Here is a 1,850-nt window from a genome sequence, read left to right as displayed (position 1 = left end):
GAGGCTGGGACAAAACTAGCCAGAAAGTAATAAAAAACTGGTTCCAAGCGATTGAAAATTGCTTGGAACCAGTTTTTTTGAAATCATTTCCATTTCCTAAACTAGATTTGCCGTTTTTGGCGGTATACTTTCTCAAGTTTACCGCCATAAGCGCAAATCCTAATTCATTTATCACTTTCTCTTTTCCTCTAACAGACATTCGAGTGAAACCCAAATTAGCCTTCAGAAATCCGAAGACTGGCTCCACATCAATTTTGCGTTTCCCGTAAATTTCACCAGTTTTCTCGTCTGAAAGCTTCTCCCTGACATATTCTTTTTGAGATTCCCACTTTTCATTGAGATATACTTTTCGATTGTTTCCCTCTTTCGCTTTTGTACACATGGAGCGTAAAGGGCATCCGGAACAATCTTCGCATTCATAGACTTTAAATTCTCGTTTAAATCCGTATTTGTCGGTTCGAAGGGACACATGGCTGAATATTAATTTCTTTCCATTCGGACAAATGAATGCATCATCCTCTTCATGGTATTCCCAATTGTCTACATGAAAAGCATTGTTTTTGTGTTTTCTTTTCTTCTCCTTTCGATACTGATTATATGTAATAAGAGGTGTTCGATTTCTATTATTCATAATATCTTCATAGTTTTGTTCACTACCATACCCTGCGTCTGCCACGATATATTTAGGTAGTTCAAAGAAGCTTTCTTCAATCGTATTCAAAAAGGGAATCAACGTACGGGTGTCGGTTGGATTTGGAAACACATCATAAGCGAGCGCATATTGGCCTTCCGTCGCAACTTGAATATTATATCCAGCCTTCAGTTGTCCGTTTCCCATATAGTCATCTTTCATCCGCATAAATGTGGCATCATGATCTGTTTTTGAGTAACTATGGCGGTCTTCAAAAATCTCCATATCCTTTTGGTAATTTTGTTTACGCACAATAAAATCTTCAAATTGCTTACGATATTGTTTTGGTGCTTTTCGCTCGGAACGAAGCTGTTTCCGCTCAACACCAACGTCACTCGCTTCAATTTCCTTGTCGTATGCTTCAATTTTTTCACTCAGTTTTTCCACAATTTCTTTCATTTCTTCAACCGAAAGCTCTTCGAAATCGTCCCGTTCTATTTCAGGAATGATTCGCTTTTCAATTAACTCATCGTACATTTGATTGGACTTTTCAATTAGTTTTTCACTATAATTTTCAACCGATTTTCGCCATACAAATGTGAATTTATTCGCATTGGCTTCAATCTTTGTGCCATCAATAAAAATAGCCTCTTCTTCAATTACTTCTTCCTTTACCAACTGAGATCGAAACTGTACAAAGCACTCACGTAATAACCCTTTCGCTAATGGGTGCACACGAAAGCGATTAATCGTTCTGTAACTTGGTTGATGCTCCTGAGATAACCACATCATTCGTACACTATCTTCTAATAAGGCTTCAATCTTCCTGCCCGAAAAGGCAGACTGCGTATAACCACAAAGGATAATTTTCAACATCATCCGCGAAGCATATGGCGGACGACCAGTATCTTTTCTAAGTGGTTCAAGAGCACTTTCTGGAATACTTTCTACTAAATCATTAATGGCAAAGGCAATGTCATTTTCTTTTAATCTAACTTCCAAATCCATAGGTAATACAACTTGTTTCATGTTATAATACGACATAAGGACACCTCCGAAAAAAGTTATTGGTCGTACTTTAATTTTATCAGATGGTGTCCTTTTTGTTTACTTTAATATCAGAAAATTGCGTGCAAAAAATAATAAGCATGGTCCTTACCATTAAAACGTTGGTAAGGACCATGCTTATATTAATTTACTGGGGTTTTGTCCCAGCCTC

1 protein-coding gene is annotated in these 1,850 nt (G+C 37.3%); it reads right to left on the bottom strand.

Translation table 11 applies throughout. The features are described 5' to 3' along the window. Window positions 1-1,675, bottom strand: a 1,675-nt coding sequence (locus IEV35_RS19930; protein ID WP_229740832.1) for an IS1182 family transposase, incomplete at its 3' end; no start/stop codon positions are given. Window positions 1,676-1,850 lie beyond the last annotated feature (175 nt).

The sequence above is a fragment of the Ornithinibacillus halotolerans genome (assembly GCF_014637405.1).
GTDB lineage: Bacteria > Bacillota > Bacilli > Bacillales > Amphibacillaceae > Ornithinibacillus > Ornithinibacillus halotolerans.
Note: the sequence above shows the minus strand (reverse complement) of the source record. Positions and strands in the feature narration are given on the sequence as shown.